21 protein-coding genes are annotated in these 26639 nt (G+C 54.3%); 14 read left to right on the plus strand and 7 right to left on the minus strand.

What is annotated here, in order from left to right:
• Positions 1–43: 43 nt before the first annotated feature.
• The 10 genes from ED901_RS18790 (at position 44) to ED901_RS18835 (ending at position 13638) form a co-directional block, all read left to right on the plus strand.
• On the plus strand, positions 44–1600 hold the full coding sequence (locus tag ED901_RS18790) for a PLP-dependent aminotransferase family protein (protein ID WP_122096855.1): 1557 nt from the start codon (positions 44–46) through the stop codon (positions 1598–1600).
• A gap of 251 nt (positions 1601–1851) precedes the next feature.
• On the plus strand, positions 1852–2937 hold the full coding sequence (locus tag ED901_RS18795) for an ABC transporter ATP-binding protein (RefSeq protein WP_122096856.1): 1086 nt from the start codon (positions 1852–1854) through the stop codon (positions 2935–2937).
• Positions 2938–4498: 1561 nt separating this feature from the next.
• Positions 4499–5125: a ParA family partition ATPase gene (gene parA, locus ED901_RS18800; protein WP_056779683.1), complete on the plus strand. Its 627-nt coding sequence runs from the start codon at positions 4499–4501 to the stop codon at positions 5123–5125.
• Positions 5122–5331, plus strand: coding sequence for a plasmid partition protein ParG (locus ED901_RS18805; protein WP_056779680.1), 210 nt, complete (start codon positions 5122–5124; stop codon positions 5329–5331). Before parA ends, ED901_RS18805 begins: the two co-directional genes overlap by 4 nt.
• Positions 5332–6720: 1389 nt before the next feature.
• On the plus strand, positions 6721–7707 hold the full coding sequence (locus ED901_RS18810; protein ID WP_056779676.1) for a replication initiation protein: 987 nt from the start codon (positions 6721–6723) through the stop codon (positions 7705–7707).
• A gap of 390 nt (positions 7708–8097) precedes the next feature.
• Positions 8098–9717 (plus strand): ABC transporter substrate-binding protein, encoded by a 1620-nt coding sequence (locus tag ED901_RS18815; protein ID WP_240993983.1) that lies wholly within the window; start codon positions 8098–8100, stop codon positions 9715–9717.
• A 51-nt stretch (positions 9718–9768) separates the two neighbouring features.
• A complete protein-coding gene (locus ED901_RS18820) occupies positions 9769–10728 on the plus strand; it encodes an ABC transporter permease (RefSeq protein WP_056780137.1) in 960 nt (319 codons plus the stop codon).
• Positions 10728–11675, plus strand: a complete 948-nt coding sequence (opp4C, locus tag ED901_RS18825; RefSeq protein ID WP_056779667.1) for an oligopeptide ABC transporter permease — start codon at positions 10728–10730, stop codon at positions 11673–11675. The genes ED901_RS18820 and opp4C overlap by 1 nt, the downstream gene beginning before the upstream one ends.
• Positions 11672–12676, plus strand: coding sequence for an ABC transporter ATP-binding protein (locus tag ED901_RS18830; RefSeq protein ID WP_056779665.1), 1005 nt, complete (start codon positions 11672–11674; stop codon positions 12674–12676). The genes opp4C and ED901_RS18830 overlap by 4 nt, the downstream gene beginning before the upstream one ends.
• Positions 12673–13638 carry an ABC transporter ATP-binding protein gene (locus ED901_RS18835; RefSeq protein WP_122096857.1) on the plus strand — a complete coding sequence of 322 codons (966 nt, stop codon included), beginning with the start codon at positions 12673–12675 and terminating at the stop codon, positions 13636–13638. The genes ED901_RS18830 and ED901_RS18835 overlap by 4 nt, the downstream gene beginning before the upstream one ends.
• A gap of 18 nt (positions 13639–13656) precedes the next feature.
• Here ED901_RS18835 and ED901_RS18840 read toward each other — a convergent pair whose 3' ends face one another.
• Positions 13657–14628, minus strand: a complete 972-nt coding sequence (locus tag ED901_RS18840; RefSeq protein WP_371414330.1) for a LysR family transcriptional regulator — start codon at positions 14626–14628, stop codon at positions 13657–13659.
• A gap of 110 nt (positions 14629–14738) precedes the next feature.
• Between ED901_RS18840 and ED901_RS18845 the strand changes: the two genes are divergently transcribed.
• A complete protein-coding gene (locus ED901_RS18845) occupies positions 14739–15611 on the plus strand; it encodes a fumarylacetoacetate hydrolase family protein (protein WP_122096859.1) in 873 nt (290 codons plus the stop codon).
• Positions 15612–15617: 6 nt separating this feature from the next.
• Here the strand turns inward: ED901_RS18845 and ED901_RS18850 are convergent, their stop codons facing one another.
• Entirely contained in the window at positions 15618–17018 is a 1401-nt protein-coding gene (locus ED901_RS18850) for a PTS transporter subunit EIIC (protein WP_056779652.1), read from the minus strand.
• Between the two features lie 323 nt (positions 17019–17341).
• Between ED901_RS18850 and ED901_RS18855 the strand changes: the two genes are divergently transcribed.
• Positions 17342–18541, plus strand: coding sequence for an enolase C-terminal domain-like protein (locus tag ED901_RS18855; RefSeq protein WP_122096860.1), 1200 nt, complete (start codon positions 17342–17344; stop codon positions 18539–18541).
• On the opposite strand, the gene ED901_RS18860 is transcribed toward ED901_RS18855, so the two are convergent.
• Positions 18538–19248 carry a GntR family transcriptional regulator gene (locus tag ED901_RS18860; protein ID WP_056780134.1) on the minus strand — a complete coding sequence of 237 codons (711 nt, stop codon included), beginning with the start codon at positions 19246–19248 and terminating at the stop codon, positions 18538–18540. The genes ED901_RS18855 and ED901_RS18860 overlap by 4 nt on opposite strands.
• Positions 19249–19419: 171 nt before the next feature.
• Here ED901_RS18860 and ED901_RS18865 point away from each other — a divergent pair, with 171 nt between their 5' ends.
• Both ED901_RS18865 and ED901_RS18870 read left to right on the plus strand, forming a co-directional pair.
• Positions 19420–19671, plus strand: a complete 252-nt coding sequence (locus tag ED901_RS18865; RefSeq protein WP_056779646.1) for a helix-turn-helix domain-containing protein — start codon at positions 19420–19422, stop codon at positions 19669–19671.
• 3 nt (positions 19672–19674) lie between these two features.
• Complete coding sequence (locus ED901_RS18870) at positions 19675–20970, plus strand: type II toxin-antitoxin system HipA family toxin (protein ID WP_122096861.1); 1296 nt, start codon at positions 19675–19677, stop codon at positions 20968–20970.
• Positions 20971–21096: 126 nt separating this feature from the next.
• Here ED901_RS18870 and ED901_RS18875 read toward each other — a convergent pair whose 3' ends face one another.
• The 4 genes from ED901_RS18875 to ED901_RS18890 all read right to left on the minus strand — a co-directional run bounded on the left by ED901_RS18875 (position 21097) and on the right by ED901_RS18890 (position 26637).
• The gene (locus ED901_RS18875; RefSeq protein ID WP_122096862.1) at positions 21097–22026 is read right to left on the minus strand and encodes a DMT family transporter; all 930 of its coding nucleotides are present in this window, start codon (positions 22024–22026) and stop codon (positions 21097–21099) included.
• A gap of 63 nt (positions 22027–22089) precedes the next feature.
• Positions 22090–23877 (minus strand): ABC transporter permease subunit, encoded by a 1788-nt coding sequence (locus ED901_RS18880; protein WP_122096863.1) that lies wholly within the window; start codon positions 23875–23877, stop codon positions 22090–22092.
• Positions 23877–25385 carry an ABC transporter substrate-binding protein gene (locus tag ED901_RS18885; protein ID WP_122096864.1) on the minus strand — a complete coding sequence of 503 codons (1509 nt, stop codon included), beginning with the start codon at positions 25383–25385 and terminating at the stop codon, positions 23877–23879. The genes ED901_RS18880 and ED901_RS18885 overlap by 1 nt, the downstream gene beginning before the upstream one ends.
• A gap of 13 nt (positions 25386–25398) precedes the next feature.
• On the minus strand, positions 25399–26637 hold the full coding sequence (locus ED901_RS18890) for an MFS transporter (protein WP_122096865.1): 1239 nt from the start codon (positions 26635–26637) through the stop codon (positions 25399–25401).
• Positions 26638–26639: the final 2 nt, after the last annotated feature.

The following is a 26639-nucleotide window of genomic DNA, read 5'->3' on the forward strand; positions in this document are numbered from 1 at the left end:
CCTATAATCCAGAACCAGTTCTGTTTATTTCGAGGATCCACTTTTGCGCTCTCTGCTTTCTGACCTCATTTTGCAACGGCTAAACGGCATTTCAGCGGCCTTACCCGGCACCCTGAATAAGCGGGTTTATCAGGCATTACAACAGGCTATCTTCGATGGCAGCATCAGCCCCGGCAGCCGTCTTCCTGCCTCCCGTGACCTTGCTAAAGAACTGGATATTTCGCGCAATACGGTGCTCGCCGCTTATGAACAACTGCAGGCTGAGGGATATATTCAGACCCGAACAGGCAGTGGGACATTCGTCACCGCCGATTTACCGAAAGACGGCGTCATTGCCGATAAAACGGCGACCCAATGTTCACCGGTTCGCAGCCACGTCACGCTCTCCCGGCGGGGGTCGCAACTGCTGACGCGCACCGGCGTAGCCTCACACCAGTGGGGCGCGTTCATGCCCGGCGTGCCGGATGTCACCCAGTTCCCGCATGATATCTGGCGAAAATTGCAAAACCGCCTGAGCCGCCGGCTGCATCCTGAGTTTCTCACCTACTCCCGCCATGGTGGCTGCCCGCCCTTGCAGCAGGCGCTGGCCGACTATCTGCGCGTCGCACGCTCAGTCGACTGCACTCCGGACCAGATCCTCATCACCGCAGGGACGCATCAGGCGCTGGATTTACTGGCGAAAATGCTGTGCGATCCCGGCGATGTGGCCTGGATTGAAGAGCCGAGTTACTGGGGGATTCGTAACGTATTGTCGGTGAATGGTGTAGAAACGCACCCGGTTGAGGTGGACGAGAACGGCATGAATCCGCCGGAATCCGCGCCCGAGAGCCGTGCGCCGAAGCTGATATGCGTGACACCGTCACATCACTATCCGCTGGGTTCGGTGATGAGCCTGGCACGTCGACAGAAGATTCTCGCGATGGCGCAGCAGCAGGGAAGCTGGATTGTCGAAGATGATTACGACAGTGAGTTCCGTTATTCCGGCAGCCCGATCCCTGCGCTGCAGGGGCTAAGCAGTGATGCGCCGGTGATTTATATCGGTACTTTCAGTAAAACGCTGTATCCCGCCATGCGCATCAGCTATGTGGTTTTGCCCCGCCCTCTGGCATCGCGCCTGAAAATCGCGCATTCCGAGTTATACCGGGGCGGCAACGGGTTAACGCAGCTGACACTCGCCGAATTTATCAGCGATGGACATTACGCCGCCCATATCCGCCGGATGCGGCTGATTTACGGTAAACGTCGCAGCGCGCTGACCCGCTTGATCGAACAGGAACTTGGTCCGGAATTTGTGTGTGAAAACAGTAACGCCGGGCTGCACCTGATCCTCTCACTGCCTGACGCGATTGACGATGTGGCCTTAAGCGCCGAACTGGAACAAAAAAATGTGCTCACCCGACCGCTCTCCGCCTACTACCTGCGCCCCGCTCCGCGGCGTGGTCTGCTGCTGGGCTACGGGTGCGTACCGGAAGAGGACATCGGCCCTGCTTTCGCACACATCGTTGACTGTCTTAAGCGCAGGCTGCAACGCCAAGGTGCAACTCGGCATGCTGAGAAGGTGAAAACTGAACCGGACGCAAACTTGCCTGATCCTGCATAACGCCGTTGTGAACGTGCTAGCAAAAAGCATTCGTAATTTAAAAATAGCAATAAAATTCATAAGCCTGCGAGATTTCTCTCAGGCTATTTTTTTGCGCTAATTTGTCCGAAATGACTTGTTTGGCTCAGATACGGGTGGTAAAGATTTTTAATAACACCGCGCAAACGATCCTTCAGAGGATGTTTTATGCACAATCCATGCCGGTTTCTGCTGTCGCGTAATCGCGTATTTTTATCTGTGGAGTGTCTGTGATGAGAACGTATGTGAGCTTCAAAAATATCAAGAAGAGCTACGATGGCGATAAACTGGTGGTTAAAAACCTCAATCTCGATGTTCACGAGGGTGAGTTTCTCACCTTGCTGGGCCCGTCGGGATCGGGCAAAACCACCAGCCTGATGATGCTCGCTGGTTTTGAAACACCGACACAGGGTGAAATTCTTCTGCGCGACAAGCCCTTGCACAACTTGCCGCCCCACCAGCGCGATATCGGTATGGTTTTCCAGAATTATGCGCTGTTTCCGCACATGACAGTGGCTGAAAACCTGGCGTTTCCGCTGACCATTCGCCGTCTGAACAAGTCTGACATCAAAGAGAAAGTCGACCGCATTCTGGACATGGTCAAACTGAAACCCCTGGCTGACCGCTATCCGGCGCAGATGTCCGGCGGTCAGCAGCAACGTGTGGCGCTGGCCCGCGCACTGGTATTTGAACCAAAGTTGGTTCTGATGGATGAGCCACTTGGCGCGCTGGATAAACAATTGCGTGAACACATGCAGATGGAGATTAAGCAACTGCACCACATGCTCGATCTCACTATCGTGTATGTCACGCATGATCAGAGTGAAGCGATGACGATGTCTGACCGGGTGGCGGTGTTTAATGACGGCGTTATCCAGCAGATGGACAGCCCGAGCGTAATTTATGAGAAACCTGATAATGCTTTTGTCGCGCAATTCATCGGTGAAAATAACAGCCTACTCGCCACGCATACATCAGCAGAAGGTATTTTTTACCGCGCATCACTTGATGACGGTACTGAGTTACGGGCTGTCAAAATTCGCCCAAGTTCGCCAGGCAGAAAAATCCTGTTATCAATTCGGCCCGAACGCATCACCGTAAATGATCATCAGCCGGGCATGGAAACGGTCAAAGCCAGAATCAAACAGTTTATCTATTTAGGCGATCACGTCCGCATGATCACGGAAGTGGCAGGACAAGATAATTTCATGGTGAAACTTTCTGCCGCCACGTTGCGTCCGCAATGGCAACCGGGAACTGAGGTTATGCTTTCATGGCAACCCGAGCACCTTCGTGCCCTCGATGTCATCACGCATTAAATCCATAGAGGTATCATCCCGATACCTCTATAATCTCAACATCTCAACATCTCAACATCTCAACATCTCAACATCTCAACATCTCAACATCTCAACATCTCAACATCTCAACATCTCAACATCTCAACATCTCAACATCCTGTAATTCTGTAATTCTGTAATTCTGTAATTCTGTAATTCTGTAATTCTGTAATTCTGTAATTCTGTAATTCTGTAACCAAGTTAATTCCATGCTCCTGGAATCCTTTGATTATTGAATCCACTGTTTTTAAACACCTTTAAATCCCATCATCTCAGGATGGTGAAATCTCAGGATTTAATTACAGAATCATCACATCCCCGGATACCACCATCGATCTGGCTACAGGATTCTGAAATCCCGAGATTAAATCCCTGAATCCTGCAATCCCAATACTCCCGCCTGATAATCTCATGATACTGTAATCATAGAATTGCATCCCAGGATATTATAATCCTCAACAAATCCCATAATCATTGAATCCCAACACCAGATAAGATAAAAATACATATATATTACATACAGATATGCATCATCAGTGAGAATCCTGAAATCTCATAATCACTCAACAATCCCAAGATTTCAGGATTATCGCATAATCATACAATCTCATAATTACGCCTTAAGGTTATGCTGAATGTAATGATATCAGCATCCTGGAATCTCAAAATCATGGTGGTTATCAGGATGTTATAATTCCAAGATTATCACGTAGCGACGGAATCCTGCCATCCTGACTATGCTGTGATTCCGTGCATTCCTGAATCCTGAAATCTTAGGATTCTACTGTACTGTCAACCCAATGGGCTACTCACAGAATCATATGATAACCTAATCCTGGCATCCCATAAGGATAAGGGTACAAGATTTCAGGCTGTTGGATTCAATGATTTCGGAATCACAGAATCATAAAACCTCAGGATAAATGAATCCCCACACTTCCAGAATCCTGCCATTCAATAATCACAGGATAGTGAGATAGTGAGATAGTGAGATAGTGAGATAGTGAGATAGTGAGATAGTGAGATAGTGAGATAGTGAGATAGTGAGATAGTGAGATAGTGAGAGCGTAACGGTTCCGTTTTGTCTGTCCAGACTATTTTTAGAGGTTAGGACATTATCGCCTGTGACTGTGGGATGACTCCTGATCACATTGAACATACGAGAATTGTGGGATTATCTCATCCTGAGATTTCGTGATTCTGAAATCCTTGCATCATAAAATCTTTGCCACCTGTGATAACAACAAATCTCATTTCAACCTTACGCCTGAGCGCAAACTTTAGAATTCTATAATCCTGTAATCACAAGATGTCACAATTCGATAATCCTTAAATATTGTAATCCCTGGATACAAACCTTATAGTATCACCTCAATCCTGTGATTCATGGATTAGTAAATCTCAGAATCCTATGATTACAATATTTTTGAATCCTGAAATCTTAGAATTTTAGAATTTTAGAATTTTAGAATTTTAGAATTTTAGAATTTTAGAATTTTAGGATGCAAGCAACTTACCGACGCTTCATCAAGAGGATGTTATGGCAGCGAAAATTATTTCCTTCCTGAACGGGAAGGGCGGGGTAGGGAAGACCACGACCTCCATTAACATTGCTACCTGTCTTGCAAGACAAGGTCATAAGGTCGTGATGGTCGATACCGACCCACAGGGAAGCATCAGTAACTGGTACGATGATAGCAAATGTCAGTTCGATCTGGCCGAAGCAGCATCTGAGAAAGAAGTCTATACCGTACGTAAGCAGTTGAAGGAATATGATTACGTCGTCATTGATGGGGCAGCGGCAATTTCTGCAATCTCATCGGCTGCGGTGATGGTCAGTGATTTAGTGCTGATCCCCGTGACACCGTCACCTTTAGACTTTGCAGCTTGTGGCGCAATCCTGGCCGTCGTTGAGGCCCGTGAAAACCTTCAGCCCGTCATTGCTCGTTTCCTGATCACCAAAAAAGTCGCCTCGGCAAAAATGCTGGAAGTCCTTAAAGCATCCATCGCTGACACTGGCGTACCTGCGTTACGCACCGGCACCACTCAGCGCCAGGTTTACATTCGCACCATGATGGATGGCGGTACCGTTTTCGATACGACAGATGGTAACGCAAAGGGTGAGATAGAAATTATGACCAAAGAAATCACGGAGTTGTTGAAATGAAAATGAAACTTGGGCAGCACAGACAGCTGACTACCGCACTGGACGCCGTAGCAAAGCCACCCGCTTCAGTGAAAAAACTGCAAACCAATATCGATGAAGAGTTACATCGCCGGTTTAAGACCAGCTGTTTCCTGCAAGATCGTGAAATGAAAGACGTGCTGACGGAGTTAATCCAGGGCTGGCTTATCAATAACGAACGTTCGTGATCTGAAGATTTATGCCGGAGCGGGTCTGCGACAAGATCCGTTCTGGCAGATCCTCTCTCAACCCACTGACAGAATGACACTTTCCCTTCCGCCTTATCCTTTCCTGAAGCCCCTTTGCACGGTTTAGAAGATCCAAAGATCAAATAATCTTTTGTTTCTTTTTTAAGTTTAGATCTTTCTCTTTAAGACATGTTTTTCACTAGATAAATTAGCAGGTTACAAGCGCTATCGTGGAGAGTTTTCCTGTCTGCGGTGGAGATCGTTCCTGTTAGATGTGGATCCTTTTCATGATCAATGTAGAGTTTTTTCCTGTGGATAATTTCTTTAGGGATCAGATAATTATCAGCGTGGAGAGATTTTCTGTTGATATCTTGCTGTGGCAGGTGTTCGTACGCTCATTCTAACGTTTCTCCGGCTAACTTACTGCCAGAAAGCGTTTTTCCTCAAGGGTGGACATATTTCCTGATCCCCGCACAATCCCGCATATGTGGAATAATTTCCTGTGACAGCGTCACGTTACCCTTTTTATGTCACTTTTGGATCCCATTACCGGCAGCGGCAGGGGATCGGCATCAGATTTTTCACAGCAAATGAGCATATGTGGAAAGATTATCTGATCCCTGCCGGAGCATATGTGGAAGGATTATCTGATCTTAACCCGCCTGCGTTAGTCACTCGCGTATTTCTCATATCATATAAATCAATGAGTTAGACAATAAGTGACAATGTCACACGACGATATGTGGAGACATTATCTGATCATTCACGTGGAATGAGTGCTGAACAGCGTGCACTCCAGCGCCGGTTTTATCGGACAGGTGGAGAGATTTCCTGATCCCTTCCCACTCTTTATGTGGAAACTTTTCCTGTGATCCCCGGAATCGCCAAATGTGGAGACATTTCCTTGTCTGATGATCGCTTCGCCATACATGTGGAAAGATTATCTGATCCCACGACGACGCATATGTGGAGTTTTTTCCTGTTCAGGGGAGGGAGGAGGGTGATCCGCCGGGGTTGTATGAAGTGAGATACGGGTCACACATTGATTTCGTACGATTATTCACCTGAGAAAACGCTAATGTGGAAAGATTATCTGTAGTCATGGGGCTGATTTCAGGTGTTCTGGCGTAAAGTATCTGGGATCTGGCGGGTTGACCGACGTGTGCTTATGTGGAGTTATTTCCTGTAAAAAGAGTGATGATCCAACATGTTAAAAAAAGGATCCTTGCCTGTTCTGAAATCAATATGTGGAGATTTTTCCTGATCACACTTTTCGGATCCTTTGCTAATTCATTGAAATTAAATGAATAAATAACCCCTGTTTTTACTTTACGTCAGCATTTTTTATGTGGAATAATTTACCTACTTTCCACCTATGGATCCTGCTACATGGAACTGAATAAACTGACCGTAGTTCAGGGGAACGATCTTCTGGAAGGCGCTTACAGCGTCACTCTGGATGAAATGCGCCTGCTGAACCTGGCTCTGGCTCAAATTGATAGCAGGAAACCGCAACCAGACACCTTGTATCGCCTCTTCCCGCAGGATTACCAGCGGATCTACGGGGTGAACCCGACCAGCAGCCACCGGCAGTTGCGTGAAGCGGCGGAAAGCCTGATGAAAAAACCGGTGACGATCTACAAACCCGATGTCAAAACCGGCAAGGTTCGCACCGTCCAGTTATCCTGGTTCTCACGTCTCGAGTATGTGAGTAGTGACGATCACAGTGCCGTGGTGTTGCGGTTCGGCCAGGACGTTGCGCCGTATCTCTATGAACTTAAAGAATCTTTTACCAAACTGAATTTTGCGAACATCGCCAAACTGGATACGCCGTTCTCCGTGCGACTCTACGGGTGGTTAATCAAAGCCAAAAACCTCTACGGGCGTCGCAGCGGCAAAGCCATCGAAGTGACCCTGGATCTCAACTGGATGCGCGAGAAGGCCGGTTTGGCGGGCAAATACGAGGACTATCGTGACTTCCGCCAGAAGCTGCTTGAACCGACGATCAACCGGATCAACGCCAACACCGATATCTCCGTCGTCTGGGAGCCGGTCAAGCAGGGCAGAACCGTAGTATCGATCAAGTTCGCGTATGTGGACGAGTCCGCGCCAGAGGCCAGCAAACCGCTGCGCCCGCGCTTACCACGCCGTCCGCGGGCCGTGGCAGGCTCTGCGCTGGAAGGTGAGTGGGCACGCCGTTGTATCGCCATCTTTGAAGAGTATCGCGATAAACTCAGCGCCTACGATGTGGAAGAGAAGGCCACGCTGCCGGATCTGCGCAAGTTATCTGGCTGGTACAAGATGATCGGCGAGAAGAACAAGCAAAAAGAGATCCTCGCTGAGGTCAGCGCCCGCAGCAAGAAAGCCGCTGCCTGATTGCCTTAACAATAAATAAAAATGAACGGCGTATCTTCATCAGATACGCCGTTTTTCTTTGAGAAAAACACAGGCGGGCAGGAGGCAGAGCCACATACTGCAAGCCCTAATAAGTGAGTGAGTGCTTACTGGGTGATATCAGGAAATCTTTCCACATTACCCGTTTTGGTGGCTTTAACAGCAAGCTTTGGAAAAGCTATAAGGCATGCTATTTCGTTGTTAGACAAGGCCAAACCGCATCCTTACTCTTTGTCATGTTTTGTAAACCGTTTGCACACTCATGATGAGGGATCTCTTTTGGCTACGTTATTACGCTCTGCACTCGCGCCAGCCGCAACACGCGCGCGACGTACTGCTTCTTTTAAAATTGCATTGCTGGCCAGCGCCGTGATGCTGTCCTCTTTCGCATTTGCTGATGATGTTTTAAAAGAAGGCATCACCCCGGCCACCGATGCCAGCCAGGTGCCTGCGGCGGCGAAACTGCGCACGGACACGGTGATCGCCGGGATCTCCGAACCTCAGGGGATTTTTAACCCGTACTTTTTCGTTAATGGCTGGGATGAAAACGTCACGAACGTGATTTTCGCCCGTCTGATCGACTGGGACAGCCAGGGCAAACTGGTTCCAGGTCTGGCGCAGAGCTGGACCGTCAGCCCGGATGGCAAAACCTACACCATTAAACTGCGCCCGGATCTGAAGTTCAGTGATGGTTCGCCGCTGACCGCCGAAGACGTCGCGTTTACGCTGACGGTGCTGTATGACCCGAAATACGACGGTGATACTGATATCACGCTGGCACACATTGCCGGAGGTGATGAATACAAACAGGGCAAAGCTGACAGCGTGAGCGGCCTGAAAGTGGTGGATCCTTTGACGTTGCAGGTCACCACCACGCAACCGGGCGCCACCACGCTGCAAAAAATCGGCGGACCGGTGCTCTCCAAAGCCTATTACGGCAAAGGCTATCAGCGCGGAAATCTCGATACGCTGCGCACGCTGCACGGCAAACCGCTGGGCAACGGCCCGTATGTGTATGACAAATACATTCCGGGGCAGGAGATCCGCTTCCACGCCAACGCCAACTACTATCGCGGCGTGCCGCCAACGCCCCGCTTTATCTATCGTGTGACGAATCCGTCAACTAACTTCCAGCTGTTCCAGACCGGCGATACCGATTATGACGCGTTCACTTCCCGTCCGGATGATATCGAACAGCTGAAAATGCTCGGCTTCGCCAACATCAACCTGTACGGATCCAGCGATTACAGCAAGATTGAATTTAACGTCCGTCGCCCGGCTTTGCAGGATGTGAAAGTGCGTCAGGCGCTGATTTACGGGTTGGATCGGCAGAAATTGATCGACGTGGTGTATCAGGGTTACGGCACCGTGGCGGTTGAGCCGATCGCGCCGATCTCCTGGGCGTACAACACTGACGGCGTGAACCCGTACAAGTTCGATCCGGCACAGGCGAAAAAATTACTGGATGAAGCGGGCTGGAAAGTCGGCGGTGACGGGATCCGCGTGAAAGACGGTAAACGTCTCGAACTGACACTGCTGGTCAGCAAAAAAGTGCTCAATGATGCGCTGATCCCGATTGCGAAAGAAGACTATCAGAAGATTGGCGTCCTCCTGAAACCGCAGGTGGTGGACTTCAACGCCCTGATGTCACAGCGTAAAGCGGGCAACTATGATCTGGCGTCGTTCAGCACCAGCACGCTTAACGATCCGCACGATGGCGTGTGGGATTACTACAGCACCGAGGCGACTGAATCGGGCTACAACAATCCTCAGGTCGATAAGCTGATCAACGAAGGGAACGCCACGCTGGATATCGAAAAGCGTAAGCCGATCTACCACGAGCTGTACAAAGTGCTGGCAAACGATCCGCCGGTGATCCTGCTCGGCAACCGTAAAATCCTTTCCGCCAGCAGCGCCCGCGTAACCGGTTTTAAACCGGATATCTATAACGGCCTGACCGGCAGTCTGCCGGACGTCAAAATCGTCAAATAATCAGAAATAACGACGCTGCCGGGCTATTCCGGCAGCTTCAATGAGAAAGTCATGAGAAATTTCATTCTGCGTCGTTTGCTTCAAACCATTCCGATGTTGTTCCTCGCTTCGCTGCTCATCTTCATGCTGTTTGCCAAAACGCCGGGCGATTTTATCGATGGCAATATCACGCTGACCGCGCAACGTGCTGCTGAACTGAAAGCCTTATACGGCCTGGATCAACCGCTGCTCAGCCGCTATCTGCACTGGCTGGGCAATCTGTTGCGCGGCGATCTGGGCTTTTCGCTGCAATATCAGATCCCCGTCAGTCAGCTGCTGAACCAGTACATCTGGAATTCGTTCCTGCTCGCGGCCATTGCGATGGTGTTGTACTGGGGGATCGCGCTGGCGGTCGGCATTGTCTCGGCGATGAAGCCGTATTCTTTGTTCGATCACGTGGTGAGCGTGGTTATCTTCGCCGCGATGTCCTTCCCGACGTTTTTCCTTTGCCTGCTGCTGATCAAATGGTTCGCCGTTGATCTGCACTGGTTGCCGGTGGGCGGCATGACCAATACCGGCAGCGATGCCACAGGCTGGGCGTGGGTGATGCAGGTGGCCGCGCATCTGGTGTTGCCGGTCTTGGCCCTGGTGATGCTGCAGGCGGGCAGCCTGACGCGTTATTTCCGTGCCAGCATGCTGGACGTCGTGCGCATGGATTTCATCCGTACTGCTCGCGCCAAAGGGTTGCGTGAGCGCACCGTTATCCTGAAGCACGCGCTGAGAAACGCGCTGCTGCCGATTATCACCTTGCTGGGGTTTGAGCTGCCGGGGCTGTTTTCCGGGGCGCTTATCACAGAAAAAGTCTTTAACTGGCCGGGGGCAGGGCACATTCATATTGATTCGCTGGCGGCGCGTGATTACCCGGTTCTGATGGGATTCACCCTGTTTCTGGCGGTATTAACCATTCTTGGCAATCTGATTGCCGACGTGCTGTATGCGTGGGCTGACCCGCGCATTCGTGTGAGGTCGTAATGTTTGGCTCTTTATTCTCCACCCAACGCCGCCTGCGCGAAGCGCACATTCCGGTGCTGGCACAGGTGACACCGTCACCGTGGCGGCAGGCCTGGCGGGCGTTGCGCCAGAACCGTCTGGCGATGTTTTGTCTGGTTCTGCTGCTGGTGATGGCGGTCTGGTGCATAGTGGGCCCTTACTATTCCCCCTGGCAGGATGACGCCACGGACGCGCTGATGATCAACAAAGCGCCCAATGCAGAGCACTGGCTGGGCACCGATTTCCTCGGGCGCGATGTCTATACGCGACTGCTGCTTGCAGGGCGTATCTCACTGATTATCGGTATGTTAACCATGCTGCTTTCCGTCACGCTCGGTTATCTGATGGGCGCGGTATCCGGCTATGTCGGCGGTATCACCGATAAGATCATCATGCGGTTTGCCGATCTGGTGATGACCATTCCCAGCCTGCCACTGCTGATCGTGATGGGTGCGATGCTGTCTGAAATGGATTTTTCGCCGGATTCCCGCGTGTACATGGTGATCGTCATGCTCAGTTTGCTTGAATGGCCGAAACTGGCGCGTCTGGTGCGCGGGCAAATTCTCTCCCTGCGCGAACGCGATTTCATGCTGGCGACGCAGGTGCTCGGGCTGTCCCCGCGCCGTCGCCTGTTCGGCCATTTACTTCCGAATACCGTACCCATTCTGGTGGTGATGGCGACGATGGCCGTGGCAAACGCCATTCTCAGCGAATCTGCGCTCAGTTATCTGGGTCTGGGCGTGGTGCCGCCAACGCCGTCGTGGGGAAATATGATGGATGCGGCCAACAGCCTGATCGATTTCCAGCGCCGTCCGTGGCTATGGATGCCGCCGGGTGTGGCGATCTTTATTACGGTGATTGCGATTAACGTGCTGGGCGATGGCCTGCGTGACGCGCTCGATCCTAAACTGAAACGGAGCAAAAAATGACGCCACCGTTAATCCGTTTTAACCAGCTTTCCCTGTCATTTTCCAGCGATCAGGGTCGCGTGCGCGCCGTGCAGGATGTGACGTTTGACGTTCAGCCCGGTCAGACGGTCGGCATTGTCGGTGAATCCGGCTGCGGAAAAAGCGTCACGGCGATGTCGCTGATGGGGCTGTTGCCGCCACAGGCCGCGCGTATCGATGGCGGCGAGATCCTGTTTCAGGGGCGCGACTTACTCAAACTGCGGCCTTCGCAGATGGCCGATTTACGCGGCAATGAGCTGGCGATGATCTTCCAGGAGCCGATGACGGCACTGAACCCTGTGCTGACTCTCGGTGAACAGCTGGTCGAGCCGCTGATCCGCCATCTCGGTGAATCACCGAAATCAGCCTGGGCACAGGCAACGCAGATGATCACCAACGTCGGGCTGGCGCGGGCGGAAAGCCTGATGAAAAGTTATCCGCATCAGCTTTCCGGCGGCATGTTGCAGCGCATCATGATTGCGATGGCGCTGAGCTGTAAGCCACAGTTGCTGATCGCCGATGAACCGACCACCGCGCTGGACGTCACCGTGCAGGCGCAGATCCTGCGCTTACTGCGTGAACAGGCGCAAAAAAACCATATGGCGCTGATGCTGATCACCCACGATTTGGGCGTGATCGCGCAGATGGCCGATCACGTGGTGGTGATGTACGCCGGTAAAATTGTCGAGCAGGGCGCGACCGCGGAAGTGCTGCGCAATCCGCTGCACCCTTACACTCAGGGGCTGATCGCTTCCCGACCGACACCGGGCGAGCGCCGCCGCCGTTTGTACTCTATTCCCGGTCAGGTGCCGGATCTGGCCGCGCTTCCGCCTTACTGCGCATTTACCGAGCGTTGTTCACGCGCCACGGAAAGATGCCGTCAGGGCATTCCGCCGCTGGAAGGGCAGTTCAGGCAGGCGGCGTGTTTTTACAGCGGGCTGAGTACGCCAGGTGAGACGAAAAACAGGGAGCTGCAGCCATGAACGCTGACTATCTGATTGAAGTGGATGGCCTGAAAAAGTATTTCCCGATCCGCGACGGCGTGTTCGGTCAGGAAACCGGGCAACTGCGCGCCGTGGATGGCGTCAGTTTTAACATCCGCAAAGGCACGATTTTTGGACTGGTGGGTGAATCTGGCAGTGGCAAAACCACCGTCGGGCGGACCCTGCTGGGGCTGTATGACAAAACGGCGGGCAGCGTGAAGTTTCGTGGCGAAGATCTGCACGGCCTGCAACCGAAACAACTGAAAGCGCTACGCCCGAAAATCCAGCTGGTGTTTCAGGATCCCTACAGTTCGCTCAACCCGCGCATCCGCATTGGTGATGCCATCGGCGAAGCGATGCTGGAACATAAGCTGTGTACGCGGGCGCAACTGCACGGGAAAGTGACGGAGGTGATGAAAATTTGCGGCCTTTCGCCGCTGCATTACAACCGCTTCCCGCACGAGTTCTCCGGCGGTCAGCGCCAGCGTATCGGCATCGCCCGCGCGCTGATCCTGCAACCGGATTTTATTATTGCCGACGAACCGATTTCCGCGCTGGACGTGTCAATTCAGGCGCAGATCATCAATCTGTTCTCGGATTTACGTGACGATCACGGCGTGACATTTCTGTTTATCTCGCACGATCTCGGGGTGGTGGAACACCTGTGTGATGACGTGGCGGTGATGTATCTCGGCCAGTTAGTGGAAACGGCCAGCCGCGATGCGCTGTTTCGCCAGCCTCTTCATCCTTATACGCAGGCGCTGCTGGCGGCGGTGCCGACGCTTGATCCTGACAGTGAACCGGTGGCGATGGTCAGCGGGGAAATTCCGGATCCGTCAAAACCGCCCGCCGGTTGTCGTTTTCACACCCGTTGCCCGCACGCCATAGCCCGTTGCCGGGAGGATATTCCGGCGTTACGTGAAGTGGAAAACGGTCACCGCGTGGCCTGTCATCTGGTGTAAACCCTTACCCGCCGGTATTCAGTCTTCCAGGATCCGGCGGGCTTCCATCTGCATTTTTTGCCCGACGCTTTTGGTCACGTCGATCACCTTTTGCGTGGCGGGGGAGAGAAATGCGCCTTCCAGCCAGGTAATGCCCACCCGGCGTTCCATCACTAACTGATCGTTATCGATACGGATCAGCCGCGACAGAAATTCTTCTTCCACCAGAATGTTCTCGGACAAAAAGCTCAGCAATCCGCTTTTCGCGATCAGCCCCGGCACCGAGGCCAGTGAACTGATTTCCACTTTAACATCCGGTGGCGGGCAGTGATTTTCATAAAACATTTTATCCAGCCACTGACGCATCGAGACGGTTTTCGCCGGTAATATCCAGCCATAGCGGCTCAGTTCACGCAGGCTGGCGGGTTTACCGGCCAGCGGATGATCGCGTGAGGCGGCGACGATCACCCGGTCTGCGGTCACCGGCAGCTGCACCACCGGGCTGTCGTAATTGACCAGTGGCCCGATGATCACGTCGATCGCATGACGTTCCAGCAAGGTGAAAAGCACGTCATTCATGCCGATCTGGATTTCCAGTTTCATATTCGGCACCTGCGATTGCAGCATTTTGCAGATTTCAGGCAGTAAGAATTGCGTGGCAGAACCGGAGACGCCCACGCGAACGATGCCGCCCGCGCCGCTGCTCAGTTCATTCATGATTTCCCCAAGCTCAAGATAGGAACTTTGCAGCGCTAAACCACGCTGATAAAGCACCCGCCCCGCTTCGGTCAGCTCCAGCCCGCGACCTGCCCGTTTGAACAGTTTGATGTTCAGTTCTTTCTCTAAACGGGTGATGGATTTCGAAAGTGCAGGCTGAGTTATATTTAAACTTTGTGACGCAAGTCTCAAATTCATTATCTCTGCGGCCGTCACAAAATACTCTAAGTCTCTGTTATTTAACATTGATTCCTGAAATTCATCGATTTGATAATAAAATATAGTAGAAGGCATGAGAGGCAGGGTCAATAATCACGCCAACGTTGCGACTGGCAAGCCGTTTTCGCAACACGAACGCCAGCGAATTTACCTGTTTTAAGTAAAATAAGAATCTAAGTGCATCTATGAAAATTGTTAATTTCACCATCAATAAAGACCACACCAAAAGCTTCGGCATCTTTCAGGCACAGGGGATTGTCGACGTCGGCAGCCACTCAGGATGCCGGGATATTAACGAATTCATGGCACGCCATTCTCCTGAAGAGCTGCAACGCTACGTTGAACTGCCAGCGGATCTTCAGCTGAACGACATCAGCTTCCTGCCGGTTATCGACCGTCCGGGCAAAATTTTCGGCGTGGGCATGAACTACGCGGAAAAGCGCAAAGAGTTTAACGAAACGAATCCGGCCCCCACGCTGTTTATCCGCTTTGCCGATTCTCAGGTCGGCCACAACGGCACCATCATCAAGCCGGCTTCTTCGGAGCAGTTCGATTATGAAGGCGAACTGGCGATCATTATTGGCCGTACAGGCCGCAATATTTCCGCCGAAGACGCGCTGGATTATATCGCCGGTTACAGCTGCTATATGGATGGCTCGGTGCGTGACTGGCAGCATAAATGGTACACCGCCGGTAAAAACTGGCCGTCAACGGGCGCGTTTGGCCCGTGGATGGTGACGCCGGACGAAGTGGGTGATCCGCAAAATCTGAGCATCAAAACCTGGCTGAACGACCGGCTGGTGCAGGACGATACCACCGCCAATATGATCCATACCATTCCGCAAATCATCGCCTACATCAGCACCTTTACCCAGCTTTCGCCGGGCGATGTGATCATGACCGGTTCACCGGGCGGCGTTGGCAAAACCCGTGTTCCGCCGTTGTTCCTGCACGAGAATGACAAAATTGAAGTGGAAATTGAAAATATTGGCCGGCTGACCAATATGATTGAGAACGAACCGCTGTCTGAGATTGCGCATTCAAAGACAGCGGCCTGACACGTCTCAGCGCGTTTGATTTACCAGAGGCACCCTTTGTTCGGTGCCTTTATTTTTGACCACCATCAGATAGGTCAGCGTAAACGACAGCCCCAGCGACAGCACCACACCCATCAGAATGTAGATAAAGTACGGGCCGATATAAGCGGGCAGGCTGAAAATGCTCGACAGTATATAGCCGTACAACCGCACGCCGAAGAACGCGATAAATGCCGACGCCACGGAACTGCTGATAGTGGTGGCGATAAAGGCTTTTTTGTAGCGCGTCAGCACGCCGAACAGCGCCGGTTCGGTAATCCCCAGCAGGCCGGAAATCGCCGCAGAGAGCACCACGGATTTCTGTTCGCGGGTTTTAACGTGGAAATAAATCGCAAAGGTCGATCCCGCAATCGCCATGTTGGCCATAAACATCATCGGCATCAGCATGTCCCAGCCCTGATCGGTGAAGTTCTGCAACGCAATCGGCGTCATCGCGTGATGCATCCCGGTGAGGATCGCCACCGGGCGGATCGCGCCGACGATAAATCCGGCAAACACCGCCGACACGTCGAACAATCCCTGAATGCCAAACGCCAGCAGCTTGCCGAGGTAAATCCCCGCCGGACCAATCAGCGTCAGCGACACCAGCGCGGCGATAAACAGGGTCAGCGTCGGTGTAAACACGGTTTTCAGCACGTCCGGCATGATTTTATCCACCCAGCGGTGGATGTAACTCAGCGCCAGCACCGAGAAAATCACCGGGATCACGCTCGCCGAATAGTTGAACACAGACACTGGCAGCACATCCATAAAGTACAGCGCGGTGGGTGCCCCGGCGGTATGGCTGGCGAGCGCTTTCGCCGCGTCCATCAGCGTCGGATACATCAGACAGGCGGCCACGGCGGCAGCCAGATACTCATTGGTTTTGAAGATCTTCGCCGCAGAAACGGCGAGGAAAAATGGCAGGAAGTAAAACACGCCGCTGGCGATCAAATCGATGATCATCACCGTTTCGCTTTTGGCCGATATCACTTTCAGGGCGATGAGTCCGGCCAGCAAACCTTTGATCATCCCCGCGCCCGCAATGGCCGGAACGATCGGGCCGAACACGCCGGAGACGGTATCCATGAACATCGACACCAGGCTTTTTCGTCCTTTTGTGGAAACATTTCCTGTTGCCGGATCGCCGTTAACGCTCACCGGATCCAGCTGCGAGACGATGGCCTCATACCAGATATTCACCCTGGGTCCGATGATGATCTGTACCTGATCGCTCTGACTTTGCGCGCCGAGCACGCCGGGCAGGTTTTTAATTTCCTCCCAGGCCACTTTATTTTCGTCGTGTAAATCAAAACGCAGACGGGTCATGCAATGCCAGACTTTATTGATATTTTCTGCACCGCCCACCAGTTTAATCACTGAATGCATTATTTCTGTATTCACCCTGAACCCCGCGACGACAAATTAATTATTCATTGTTAGATGGAAGGGGAGTGTAATGACGCGCCTTTTTAAAAACAAACCAATAAAACAGGATCTTCATCACAAAACTTCACTGCAAGGCACCATTTTCGTGCGTGTCAGCCAAATTGGTCTGTTTTTTAGTGATATTCAGCTGTGCTTTTAAACCAAAATAAAAGCCTCAATTTAAGGTTTACAAGCAGGCTAAAAATACGCTGAAATAACCCCAATACGAATATTCCCGCCGCCTTTTTTTTAAAACGGATCACGGTCTTTATTAAGGATTTATCATGCAGCCTGTGCTGATTACCAATATCGAATGTCAGATAACACGCCCGGATCGCCATAATTTAGTGGTGGTCAGAATTGAAACGGATCGTGGCGTTTTCGGCCTGGGCTGCGCGACGTTCCAGCAGCGCCCGCTGGCGGTCAAACTGATGGTGGATGAATACCTCAAGCCGCTGCTAATGGGGCGCGATGCCAATCACATCGAAGATTTGTGGCAGATGATGATGGTGAACGCTTACTGGCGAAACGGGCCGGTGATCAACAACGCCATTGCGGGCATCGATATGGCGCTGTGGGATATCAAAGGCAAGCTGGCCAACATGCCGCTGTATCATCTGTTTGGCGGTAAATCGAAAGATGCGGTGACGGCCTACAGCCATGCGGCAGGTGAAACGCTGGAAGAACTGTTCGGTCAGGTGGACCGTTTACTGGCCGAAGGTTACCGGCATATCCGCTGTCAGTTGGGCTTCTACGGCGGCAATGCGCATGATTTTCACACTACCCGTGAACCAACGGCGGGCGCGTATTACGATCAGGATCAGTACATCGACAACACGCTGGCGATGTTCAAAGCGCTGCGTGAAAAATACGGTCATCAGTTCCACATTCTGCACGACGTTCACGAACGGCTGTTCCCGCAACAGGCGGTGCAGTTCGCCAAAGTGGTGGAACAGTACCGGCCTTACTTTATCGAAGATATTCTGCCGCCGGATCAGAACGAATGGCTGGCGCAGATCCGCAGCCAGACCGCCGTACCGCTGGCGACCGGCGAGTTATTCAATAATCCGGCTGAATGGAAAGATCTGATTATCAACCGCCGGATCGATTTTATCCGCTGCCACGTTTCGCAAATCGGCGGCATCACACCGGCTTTAAAACTGGCGCATTTTTGCCAGAGTTTTGGCGTGCGCCTGGCGTGGCATTGCCCGCCGGACATGACCCCGATTGGCGCCGCCGTGAATACGCACCTGAATATTCATCTGCACAACGCGGCGATCCAGGAGTTTGTGGCGTATCCGGCCAACACGCAGCAGGTTTTCCCCGGCGCGCAGATGCCTGAAAACGGCTATTTTTATCCGGGAGAAGACGCGGGGATTGGCGTGGGCTTTGACCGGGAGGCCGCCGCAGAGTTTCCGGTGGTGTACCGGCCGCACGAATGGACGCAAAGCCGCCTGCCGGACGGCGTGATCCACACACCTTAAGTCTGGCGGAAGGCCAGATTGTCCTGATTAAACGGGATAACGTAGGTGCAGGAATAATCGATGTCGATAATGTCGCTGAACGCGTAAACCTTGCCGCCCTGCAAAATGCCTCTGTTGGTAATGTGCATGGCGGCAATGCCTTTTTTGCATCCCAGGATGTGTGCCTGTTCTTTGCTGACTGTCACCGCCTGATAGCGGGTGAGAGAATGTGAAATCGCATAGCCCTTGCTCAGCACATATTGCTGGATAGAGTGTTCAATGGTCTTCTGATTCAGATCGCCAAATTCACTGGCCGGCATACGCGAATATTCAATCTGTACGTTACGCTGGCTGATGCGCCGCAAACGGGTGAACGCCCAGATAAAATCATCGGCAGTCAGATCGAAAACCTGCTGCTCTTCTTTGTCCGGCCGCCGCTTGTGCAGCTCCAGCATTTTGAAACTGATCTCAGCGAATTTCTTTTCGGTGATCGAGTTATATACCAGCGGATTGCTGCTGACGCCGGGGTTAATGTAAATCCCCGAACCCTGCACAATATGCACCGCGCCAATACTCACCAGTTTTTCCAGCGCCTTGCGCACCGTAAAGCGCGACACCCCATATTCTTCCGCCAGCTGACGCTCCGGCGGCAACTTTTCCGGCAGGGATCCGCTGTGCTGATAAATTTTGCTCAGTAAATCCTGAGCGATAAATTCACTTTTCTTCATCGGCGCTTCTGTGAGATCGCAAAAACGATATTTGAACATGCGGCGGCGGGGAGGGCAATTGATGACTTCTATCCCTTGCAGGGGATATTAATTTTTTATCCGCCCTGGAGGATAGAAATTGATTTATCCCTTTTAGGGGATATACTAAAAAAATCCGCCATGGAGGATAAAATGAACATAACTTCGACAAAAATGTTGGCCAATGCCCTCCGCAATGAGCGCAAAAAGCGTAAACTGAGCCAGAGTAAAACAGCAGAAACGATAGGACTTAAGCAATCTACCGTTTCAGAATTTGAAAACTACCCGGACGGTACCCGGCTGGAAACTCTGTTTAAATTATTAGCAGCGCTGGATTTGGAACTGCAAATAACACCAAGGAACAGTAATCCACAGGATAAAACGACCTGGGATCAGGAGTGGTGATACATGGATAAGTTAACGCTCGCGTTGAACGGCATCATTGTGGGTACGTTAGAAAAAGCAGGCGGCGGGGAAATGTCATTTGTCTATCATGAAAGCTGGCTGGAACGTGCCGGCTCTCGTGCTATTTCACTTTCATTGCCACTGCAGGTAGCCAAATTCCGTGGTTCTGTGGTGTACAACTTTTTTGATAATCTTCTCCCCGACAATGAACACATCCGAAATCGAATTCAGGCACGTTTTCATATCCCCACCAGGCAACCCTTTGATCTCCTCTCCCGAATCGGCAGTGATTGTGTGGGTGCAATCCAGTTGTATCCGGAAGGTGAACCGGTTTCGCCGGTGACTGAAATCCATGCGCAGCCTTTGAGTGATACAGATATCGAGCAACTGCTACAGGGCTATAAAGAAGCTCCGTTGGGCATGGGGGCCGAAATCGACGATTTCCGTATTTCCATTGCCGGAGCTCAGGAGAAAACTGCGTTGTTGTGGTATCGCAACCAGTGGCATCGCCCTCAGGGGAGTACACCGACCAGCCATATTCTTAAACTGCCCATCGGATATATCGCTAACAATGGTATCGATTTGAGTGAGAGCGTTGAAAATGAATGGTTGTGCCTGAAGATTGCCGAAAAATTTGGATTTCCGGTGGCGCATGCAGAGATTGCGCGTTTCGGCGCCCAAAAGGTACTGATCGTTGAAAGGTTCGACCGCCGCTGGTCGCAGGATGCATCATGGTTGATGCGTTTGCCGCAGGAGGATTTTTGTCAGGCACTGGGTGTCGCGCCTGCGCTCAAATATGAGTCGGACGGTGGACCCGGTATTGCATCGGCAATGAAGCTGTTGCTCGGTTCGCAGCAGGTGGCAAAAGACCGCGACACCTTCTTTAAAAGCCAGATCCTGTTCTGGATGCTGGCGGCCATTGACGGGCATGCTAAGAATTTCAGCCTCTACATTGAGCCTGGCAGTGCTTACCGGATGACGCCACTTTATGATGTTATGTCGGCATATCCTCTGATGCATCCGCTGGGTATCCCGGCGAAAAAAGCGAAGATGGCAATGGCCTTGCAAGGCAGTAACCGGCATTTTCACTGGAGTAGAATTCTCCCGCGGCATTTTGTCTCAATGGCTCAACGCGTGGATTATCCGGGTGAAAACATCGTTCGCATGATGGCGGAGCTGAAAGAACAGACGGGATCTGTGATCGAAGAAGTGAAATCTCTGTTGCCTGATGATTTTCCCGAAAAAATCAGTAGCGCTATCTTCGATGGACTGCAGCGACAAGCGGACCGATTGCCGTAACTTCGCCAGGATCCTGGCGATGATCCCACCAAAAAAACGGCAGTGAAGCCTCTCATTTACCCTCTGCATGAAAGACAATTCACTGCCGCGTCACTCAGGTGTTGACCGTTTCACCGCCGCCAAAACCTATCTGCGCCGCCGCGCTACCCATTGCCTGAGAATGCTGTCGGCGCTGACGGTCAGGATGCCGAGCATGATAAGCATTGCGCCAAGAATGAAGTTCACTTTCAGCGGCTCATGCAGGAAAACTACCCCCGCGAGAATACCGAAAACCGGCGTCATAAAGGACAAGATCCCCAGCCGTGAAGCGTGATAGCGGCGCATCAGGCTGAACCACGCGAGATAGCTGGCGAAGGTGACGACCAGCGTCTGGAAAAGCATGCTGCTGACCGACACCGGGGTGAGGCGAAATTGCGTCTGGCCGGTCAGTAATGCCAGCCCGCCGAGCAGCACGAAGGCACCGGCCAGCTGGTAGAACAACGTCATGGTCGCACTGCCGGAAGAGAGCTTGCTGCGGCGTACCACCAGAGTGGTCATCCCCCAGAACGCACCGGCCAGCAGGCCGAAGAAATCGCCGAGCAGCATGTTGCTGGCCTGCGGCGAGTTCGAAGCATGGCCCCCAAACAGAAACGCCACCATCACGCCAAGAAATGTCACGCCGACGCCGGACCATTGCAGCCCGCTCAGCCGCTCTTCAGGCACCAGAAAATGCAGCCCGAGCGCGGCAAATATCGGCGCGGTGTAGAGAAATACCGCCATGTGCGCGGCGGTGGTGAACCGCAACCCCTCGGCGACGAACATAAATTCGATGGAAAAAAGCAGGCCGACCAGCAAACCGGGGCCAAGATTGTCCGCGCTGAACGGCACTTTACGCTGGCGCACCAGTAGCAACATCAGCACCGCCAGCCCGGCGATCCCGGAACGCAGCGCGACCTGTAATAACGGCGTGATATCTGCCGCAGCGCTTTTGATCGCCACCTGCTGCACGCCCCAAATAACACACAACACCACCATCACGCTGCTGGCAAATCCGTCCAGCGGTTTACGCGGATCCATTTCCTGTCACCCCTTAAAATTCGAGGCGACAGCTTAGCGCGATTTAGCCTTTCAGATAACGATTCAGTGTGCCATTGATGATTTTTTCCACCTCAGGCTGCTCAGCGTCACCGCCATCACCGACAGCACCGCCAGCGCGGCAGCAGGGGCGAAAACGCTCCAGCCTGCACGTTCGATGTAAGGCATTCCTTCGGCCAGCACGCGCCCCCATTCGGGAACCGGCGCCGGTGCGCCGAGGCCGAGAAAGCCGAGAGAGGCCAGCGCCAGCGCAATGCCCGGCAGCCGCAACATGGCATGGCGCACCAGAGGGCCTGAAAGGGCAGGCAGCACGTAAAACAGGGTGCGACGTACTGCACCGACGCCCACCACCGGCAGCATTTTCATATAAGGACGTGCCTGAATTTCTGCCACCAGTGCCGCTGTGTGCGCGGCAAGCGGTGCCCAGCTGACGGCGGTTACGGCGATGATCGCGCCGGTTGCGGTCGGCCCGTTCAACGCGGCGACCACCAGCCCGGCGATCACCGGCGGTAGTGCGTTGGTGACTTCAGTGGGGCCGGTCATCGCGCGGGGAAATGCCCCCACGATGACGCCAATCGCCAGACAAATCAGCGAAACCACCAGCGCCTGTAAACAGGTATTCAGCGTTCCGTGGGCGACGCGGGCGAGAAGATCGCGCCCCATGGCATCCGCCCCAAAAGGCAGCCCGAATGACGGCGGCTGTAACCGCACATAGTCAGACGACAGCGGATCCCGTCCGTAACCGGCCAGGACCATCAGCAGCAGAAGGCCCAGACAGACCAGCGGGATCCACACCCTTTGCCGGTGCGCGGGGGCGGCCTGCGCGGGCACCGGGACGGCACCGAGCGTCAGGGCGCGGCCAAGCAACAGTCGCCGAGCCCCGCCCGCCAGCATGCCGATCACCGAGGCCAGCAGCAGCAGGATCAGCACGCCGGTTTGCAACGCCGGTAAATCTCCGGCGGCAGCGGCGCCCAGTGTGGCGCGCCCGATGCCGGGGATCGCGAACACTTTCTCGACGGCGACCGCGCCGCCGGTGAGTGCCACCAGCACCAGACCGGTTAACGGCATCACGCCCGGCAGCGAACGCAGGATCACTGCGCGCGCCGTATGACGACGCCTGATCCCCAGCACGCTCCAGGTTGTGATCCAGCTTTCGCCGAACGTGCCGGTCAGCGCATCGGAATAAATACGGCCAAGATAGCCCCCCGCAGGCACCCCGAGCGCCAGCGACGGCAGTACGGCGTAATGCCAGCCCTGCCAGCCGTAAGGCGGAAAAAGTGGCAGCCAGACCGCGCCGGTAATCAGCAACAGCGAAGCCAGTAAAAACTCGGGCATCGCGGTCAGCATCGCGGCCAGAAAACTGGCCGGACGCGGTGTGCCGCCCTGCAATCCGCGCCTCAGGGTGCCAGCACACAGCAGCAGCGCGATGACCAGCGCCACCAGCGCCGAACAGGCCATCAGCGTCAGCGACACGCCGGTCGCCCGCAACATGCCGGGTAAAACCGGCAGGCCTGAAATCCACGAAAGCCCTGCATCACCGCGCAGCAGGCCGCCCAGCCAGTGGGCCAGCGCGTGCCACGGCCCCTGATCCAGCCCGAGCGATAAACGGATGGCATTGAGGGTTTCCGCGGTGGCTTCCTGATCGCCGGAGCGTGCGCGCAGCAACGACAGCGCGGGATCAGTGCCGGAAAGCCACGGCAGCAGGCCGATCAGTACCACGATAGCCGCCAGCGTCAGCAGGCGTGAGATCAGCGGTAACAGCGCTCCGCCGGGCTGGCGCTGACGAAAACGGCTCACCCCCGCGCAGGTGCGGCAATACAAGGACTCGCTCATCAGTCGGCCTGAACCCCGCGCTGGGTGGCGGCGTTAATCAGCGTGCGTTCACGCGGATCGCGCACGGCACCGCGCACATCCGCCGCTTCGCCCTGAATCACGCGTTCGTGCAACATCGGAATGGCGGCATCGGTCGCGAGGATCAGGTTTTCAGCCTGCATGATCGCCTGACGACGTTCCCCGCCAGCCGGAATAACAGCGGCCTGTTGCAGCGCCTTGTCGATTTCCGGGCGGCAAAGTTGCGCGATGTTGAACGACCCTTTACAGGCAAAATCGCTGTACATATAGGCCACCGGATCACCGGAATCGAGCACCGTTGCCCGCGATAAAATAAAGGCGTCGAATTTACCGGCCAGCGCGTCGGTTTCAATTTGCGAATACTCGCGCACAACCTGTCTGACGGTGAAACCTGCCGCCGTCAGCTGTTGCGCCAGGTACACCGCCACTTCCGGCAGTTCAGCGCGATCGCTGAAAGTGGCCAGCGTGATCGTTTCACCGGCCGGTTTGCGGGCGGCGACCGGATAATTCACCGGCTGACGCAGTTGTGCGGCCCAGGGCAACGCCGGGCCGAGTAACCCCTGTGCAACGTCGGCGCGTTTTTCGTAAACGTTATCCACCAGTTGCTGGCGGTTAAGCGCTTCACGCACGGCGGCACGCAGCGCCGGATCCTGCATCACACCCAGCCGCGTATTGAGATACAACGTATTGGTGCGCGGCATCGGCACTTCGTGAATGAGGTGCTGGTCAAGCAGCGGTGCCTGCGACACCGGAATGGCCTCGACGATGTCCGCCGTGCCGGTGCGCAGGGCCGCGCCGCGTGCGGTGCCGTCCGGGACGAAACTGACGTCGATGCCGCTGGCTTTGGCTTTTTCACCCCAGTATCCGTCGAAACGCTCCAGCCGTGCGCTGCTGGTGCCGTTCACCTGCACCAGTTCGAACGGGCCGGAACCGGTGTGGCGCGGGTCCACCACGCCGCTGGCGCTGTAGGCTTTCTGCGATAACACCGCCAGCTGCGGGCTGGATAAACGCTGTGGCAGAAGCGGATCGGGCTGCGCGGTAGTGACGATCACCGCATGTTCGCCGTCGGCCATGGCGGTCATCTCCACGCCATCGAGAATGCGCGGTTTAGGCGCGGCGTGTGCGGCGACGGTCAGGGCATTGACCACGGCAGCGGCGTTAAGCGCGGTGCCGTCGTGGAATTTTACGTCCGGGCGCAACTCAAACCGCCAGCTGTTTTCGCCGGTCTGCTGCCAGCGGGTGGCCAGCGCAGGCCGGGCTTCGCCGAGTTTATCGAGTATCACCAGCGTTTCTGCAGTGCTCCAGCGGGAGAGCTTGAACGCGTCGTCGCTCAGCGGTGTCAGGCCGGAGCGCGGCGGCTGTAACATCGCCAGACGCAGGCGCGCATCGCCGCTGTTTTCGGTGGTTTTATCGGCTTCATTGAAGCAGCCGGTCAGTAAAAGTGCAGCAAAAAGCAGCCCGGCCAGCGGGCTTATGCGTAACAGAGACATCAGAAGTTCCTTGTCAGATTGCAGGAGGAGGCAGCTGGCGGCAGATTCGCCACATCGCCAGTGCGCTTAAAAACGGAACGGCAGCCAGCGCCAGCCACGGGATCACCGCGCCGGGGGAAGGCACCAGCGCGTCATCGAGCAGGCCGCCGAGCAGGAAATTTCCCGCCAGCACGGCAATGCCGCCCATGGAGGAGAGTGCGCCATAATGGGCGCCGAGATTATGTTGCCCGGCAAAGCGCGGAATGAGATCCATCCCCACCGGCACTATCAGCATCTGCCCGACGGTCAGCAGCGTGATCAGTAACACCGAGGGCAGCAGCCGCAGCCAGCCTTCCGGCTGCACCGTCCAGGCAAACATCGCGACGGCGGCGAAGGCAGAGGACAGCAGCAGAAAACCGGCGGGCAGGATAATCCGTGCGCCGATGCGGCGGGAAAATCGTGCCAGCGGCATTTGCAGAACGATCACCAGAACCGAGGCCAGCACAAACAACGGCCCGAGATCTTGCTCGCTGCCGCCTGAGCGGCGCAATTCCACCGGCAGCGCCAGATACAGCTGGTTATAGCTGAACAGGTAAGCGCTGTAAGCCACAATGAAAGCCACAAACCGCGGCTGACGGAACGTCTGCCACCAGGGTACGATGTTCAGTCCGGCAGCGCGTTGCGGCGCGGCGGGCAGGGTGAAAAACAGCACCACCAGCGCCAGTAAAAACAGCCCGGAACCGGCCAGCGCCACCGGCTGAAAACCATAGCCGGAAAGCAGTGATCCGAGTAACGGGCCGAGCACCGCGCCCAGCTCTGCGCACACCGCCGAGAGCGCGAACCATTCTGCCCGGCTGCGTTTTCCCGCTTTCTCACTGTGCGTTCCGGCCTGTGCCAGCAAGGCTTCGATGGACGGCGAAAACAGCGCGCCGCCGATGCCGGTCAGACAGGCACCGATGATCACCGGCGTCAGCGTGTCGGAAAGGCCGAGCAGCAGATAGCCGGCGATACGCACCACGCAGCCGCACAGAATCACCACCCGCGCGCCGAAACGATCGGACAGCGCGCCGCCGAGCAAAAACATTCCCTGCTGTGAAAACGTTCGCAGGCCGAGCACCAGGCCGATCGCCCAGCCGGAAAGCAACATGTCATCGCGCAGGAAAATGGCAAGAAACGGCACCACCGCGTAAAAGCCGATGTTAAACACCAGATTACTGCCGAGCAGCAACGGAGGCCAGGGTGCGCCAGTGCGCGAAAGTGATCGGGTGAACATCC

Source organism: Rahnella sp. Larv3_ips, assembly GCF_003697865.1.
GTDB classification, from domain to species: domain Bacteria; phylum Pseudomonadota; class Gammaproteobacteria; order Enterobacterales; family Enterobacteriaceae; genus Rahnella; species Rahnella rivi.